This is a genomic window from Nostoc sp. (assembly GCF_036919615.1).
Classification (GTDB): domain Bacteria; phylum Cyanobacteriota; class Cyanobacteriia; order Cyanobacteriales; family Nostocaceae; genus Nostoc.
This window is the reverse complement of the sequence record NZ_JBALCN010000069.1, coordinates 1-3,889: the sequence shown is the minus strand read 5'-3', so window position 1 is coordinate 3,889 and position 3,889 is coordinate 1. Positions and strand designations below refer to the sequence as shown.

Annotated in this window: 5 protein-coding genes and 1 pseudogene; 1 reads left to right on the top strand and 5 read right to left on the bottom strand. The window is 42.9% G+C overall.

Annotated features, from left to right (window positions below):
• Positions 1-610 precede the first annotated feature (610 nt).
• Positions 611-1,447 carry an SWIM zinc finger family protein gene (locus V7K48_RS20285; RefSeq protein ID WP_335075011.1) on the top strand — a complete coding sequence of 279 codons (837 nt, stop codon included), beginning with the start codon at positions 611-613 and terminating at the stop codon, positions 1,445-1,447.
• 52 nt (positions 1,448-1,499) lie between these two features.
• Here V7K48_RS20285 and V7K48_RS20280 read toward each other — a convergent pair whose 3' ends face one another.
• The 5 genes and pseudogenes from V7K48_RS20280 to V7K48_RS20260 form a co-directional block, all read right to left on the bottom strand.
• A complete protein-coding gene (locus tag V7K48_RS20280) occupies positions 1,500-1,706 on the bottom strand; it encodes a hypothetical protein (protein WP_335075010.1) in 207 nt (68 codons plus the stop codon).
• Positions 1,707-1,752: 46 nt separating this feature from the next.
• Positions 1,753-2,010: a hypothetical protein gene (locus tag V7K48_RS20275; RefSeq protein ID WP_335075009.1), complete on the bottom strand. Its 258-nt coding sequence runs from the start codon at positions 2,008-2,010 to the stop codon at positions 1,753-1,755.
• A gap of 45 nt (positions 2,011-2,055) precedes the next feature.
• On the bottom strand, positions 2,056-2,199 hold the full coding sequence (locus tag V7K48_RS20270; protein ID WP_335075008.1) for a hypothetical protein: 144 nt from the start codon (positions 2,197-2,199) through the stop codon (positions 2,056-2,058).
• 192 nt (positions 2,200-2,391) lie between these two features.
• Positions 2,392-3,783, bottom strand: a complete 1,392-nt coding sequence (psbC, locus tag V7K48_RS20265; RefSeq protein WP_334969258.1) for a photosystem II reaction center protein CP43 — start codon at positions 3,781-3,783, stop codon at positions 2,392-2,394.
• Positions 3,767-3,889: pseudogene (locus V7K48_RS20260) on the bottom strand (photosystem II D2 protein (photosystem q(a) protein)); the annotation flags it as partial. The pseudogene V7K48_RS20260 and the gene psbC, both read right to left, overlap by 17 nt.

Below are 3,889 nucleotides of genomic sequence, written 5' to 3'. Positions count from 1 at the left end.
ATTTTGGTTGATTTATCCCTGGTTAAGTATTTTCCCTAATTCACATTTATTGCTAGGATTCAATCATTTAATTGCTGCCATGAATCAATTTAAACTCTGTTATGCTTCTGGATGATTTAGCTTATTTACTACTTGCTTATTCCGGAAAGTGACAGAAGAGGGCTAAGACACGTGTTTATTAAAGTTGATGCTGTTACCGCACTATTTAATTTAGGACTTACGCATACTCTACGAATTCTCGGTGCTCTTCTCTACGAGACGCTGCGCGTTGGCGGAGCCTCTCCAAGAGTTGGCGTCTTGGCGGTTTGATAAATTAAGCGAAGTTAGCAATTTTTGCCTAAGTCCTGTAATTAATAGTGCGTAGGCATAGCCCGCCGGGCGTAAGTCCTGTATAACACAGAAACAATTTTGCCAGAGGTCTACTATATTAATGAGCCGCCAAATTCACGTTAATTCAAGATTTTATGTCATTGTGTAGTTCCATTCCAGTCTGTAGGCGTGTATTTGCGAAACTGAATATACTCCCAACGATAAACGCTATAGTTTGAGGAAAGTGTCACAAAACGAGATCAACCCATCTATTCCATAATTTTGAATTTTGAATTTACTTATGACTAATTACACATTACAAGCAAGTCGAGAATGGTGGTCACAACAATGGCTAGATTTGCTAGATTCTTATCGCTTTAAAAAGCGTTTAGAACGTGCCAGAAATTATGCTCGTCAAGGAAATGTTTTAAGCATTGAGTTTCAAGGCGCAAAAGTATTAGCTAGGGTGCAAGGTAGTGAAGTAGAACCTTATAAAGTTTCTCTTTCTCTTGAACCTTTTAGCGATGAACAGTGGGGTTATGTAATTGAAACTATGTCTCAAAGGGCAATTTTTGCTGCCAAGCTACTAGCAGGAGAAATGCCACAAAATATAGAAGAAGTGTTCACAGCTAATGGTCTTTCGATATTTCCATTTACCCTTGCTGATGTCCAGAGTAAATGCTCTTGTCCTGATAAAGCAAATCCCTGTAAACACATTGGTGCAGTGTACTATCAGTTAGGCGATCGCTTCAGTGAAGACCCCTTTGTACTCTTTCAATTGCGTGGACGCACCAAAGAGCAAATTATCAGCGATTTACGTCAATTACGTAGTGCTAAGATTCAACCCAATCCCACAGAAATGCACGAAATTCAACAGTCAATTCCTAACAACAAATACTCTGTAAAAATTGATTTTTTCTGGCAATACAATGAGCCATTAGAGTCATCATTAGTAGTGATTGCGCCATCCACGAGTGAGATGATATTAGATGTATTAGGAGCAATCCCCCTAGCGAAGGAAGAGGAAAATGCAGTAAATTCAACTTCTAGTGATGTGGTAATGAAGTATTTGAATACAGTTTACAGAGATGTGAGCCAGAAGGCTTTTTTAGCAGCAATGAATGTGGGAGGAAGTTGATATTAATTCGTAATTCGTAATTATTTTTCGTGAGATTGTTGTAATTTTAGTTTCAGACCAAAGTGCTGTAGCCCAAAGAGCCATCTGCAAAGATAAAATTCTCAAAGCCCGTAGTAGAAAGTGTAATAACATTTCCATTGTTATTGAAGTTAATATTAGCTGGGTTTAGGGCATTGCCCGAAATTACACCAGAAAAAGTGAGTTCAGAGCGATTGAAAGCACTGAGGTCTAAGGTATCAAAACCTTTTCCACCATCCACAGTCCCAGTACCGAACCCTTTGAAGTAGTCATTTCCAGCGCCTAGATCAATTCAGATTGCCATTATTGCTGATACCGATTCCAGCACCGCCTTTGCTGCCATCGACGTTTTTACCGATAGCACCATCAGCGCCTTTACCGCCAGTGCCGTTGCCTTTAATGGTGTCCTTTCCTAAGCTTGTATAAATGAAACCTCCAGTTAAAATATCAATCCCAATTGCTGGAAATTTATTTAAATCTTCCCTTATTAAAATGTCGGAACCAGCAGTGCCTGTGAAATTGGGTGGAACTGTAAGTCTAGGCATAATCAAAATCCTCTAAATTTAGATTAGTATGGTCAGCTTGCTCATTTAGATTGTCGCTTGGTAATCTTTGTGTTCAGGTAAAGGTCTGATAATTTCTAAAGTAGTGCGATCGTAAGCTAACTTTGCTGCCCAATGTCCCAAGTCTTTTGAAAGATTTTTAAACTGTTGCCAGCTAATGTCATAAAGCATTACTCTTTTCTTTAGCTTCAGATGTCCATCACAAAGCATTAATAAAATTGGAATCGCTCATAGTATTAATTACCTCGGTAAGCCGCTTGAGTTTAATCTGCTGATTACTAATTTTCCTATAAAAAAAGCCCTTGCTTTTATGCAAGAGCCTCTTAATCATTTAGTTATCAGTGATCAAATAAACCTTACAACCTAGTCAAGGTCGTTCATGAACATCACTGGCTCAGTATCACGGTTAATTCCTTTCTCAAAACCACCAGCAGCTGCCCGAGCGCGACCAGCGTGCCACAAGTGACCAACTAGGAAGAAGAATCCTAGTACGAAGTGAGAAGTCGCCAACCAAGCACGGGGAGATACGTAGTTGAAAGAGTTAATCTCGGTAGCCACACCACCCACGGAGTTCAGAGAACCTAGAGGAGCGTGGGTCATGTATTCAGCAGCGCGACGAGCTTGCCAGGGCTGAATATCATTCTTGATTTTTTCTAGGTCAAGACCATTGGGACCACGTAGAGGCTCCAACCAAGGGCCACGGAAATCCCAGAAGCGCATGGTTTCACCACCAAAGATGATTTCACCAGTTGGAGAGCGCATCAGGTATTTACCTAGACCAGTGGGGCCTTGGGCAGAACCGACGTTAGCACCCAAGCGTTGGTCACGAATCAAGAAGGTCAGAGCCTGAGCTTGAGAAGCTTCTGGACCGGTAGGACCGTAAAATTCGCTGGGGTAAACGGTGTTGTTAAACCAAACAAACAGGCAGGCAATGAAGCCCATCAGGGAGAGAGCACCCAAGCTGTAGGAGAGGTAAGCTTCACCAGACCAGATGGATGCCCGACGTGACCAAGCAAAAGGCTTGGTAAGAATGTGGAAAATACCGCCAGCAATTAAGATCAAGGCAATCCAGATGTGACCACCGACCACATCTTCTAAGTTATCAACGCTGACAATCCAGCCTTCACCACCAAAGGGAGACTTGATTACATAACCGAAGATAACCGCTGGGTTCAATGTCGGATTGGTAATAATCCGAACATCACCACCGCCTGGTGCCCAGGTGTCATACAAACCACCAAAGAACATTGCTTTTAGCACCAACAGCAGCGCCCCGACCCCTAAAATAATCAGGTGGAACCCGATGATGTTGGTCATCTTGTTCTTGTCTTTCCAGTCGTAACCAAAGAAAGAAGAGTATTCTTCTAAGGTTTCTGGGCCACGGACGGCATGATAGATACCGCCAAAGCCAAGGACGGCTGAGGAAATAAGGTGTAGTACACCAACAACAAAGTAGGGGAAGGTGTCGATGACTTCACCACCAGGACCAACACCCCAACCCTGAGTGGCGAGGTGAGGTAACAGGATCAAGCCCTGTTCATACATGGGCTTTTCAGGAATGAAGTGAGCGACTTCAAACAAGGTCATCGCTCCAGCCCAGAATACAATCAAACCAGCGTGGGCAACGTGAGCACCCAGTAGTTTGCCAGATAGGTTGATTAAACGTGCGTTACCAGACCACCAGGCAAACCCAGTGGATTCTTGGTCGCGTCCAGCACCGCCTAAGATATTTGGTCTATTAGAGAGCGTTACCACGTGGTAATACCTCCTCAGGGAATACAAATTGTTCGTGGGGTTGATCTTGAGGAGCCATCCAAGCGCGGATACCCTCATTCAGCAAAATGTTTTTGGTATAGAAGGT

Excerpts from the sequence above, each read along its gene's own strand:
- V7K48_RS20285 (WP_335075011.1), top strand. The coding sequence starts at position 611 with ATGACTAATTACACATTACAAGCAAGTCGAGAATGGTGGTCACAACAA.
- V7K48_RS20275 (WP_335075009.1), bottom strand. The coding sequence starts at position 2,010 with ATGCCTAGACTTACAGTTCCACCCAATTTCACAGGCACTGCTGGTTCC.
- V7K48_RS20270 (WP_335075008.1), bottom strand. The coding sequence starts at position 2,199 with ATGCTTTATGACATTAGCTGGCAACAGTTTAAAAATCTTTCAAAAGAC.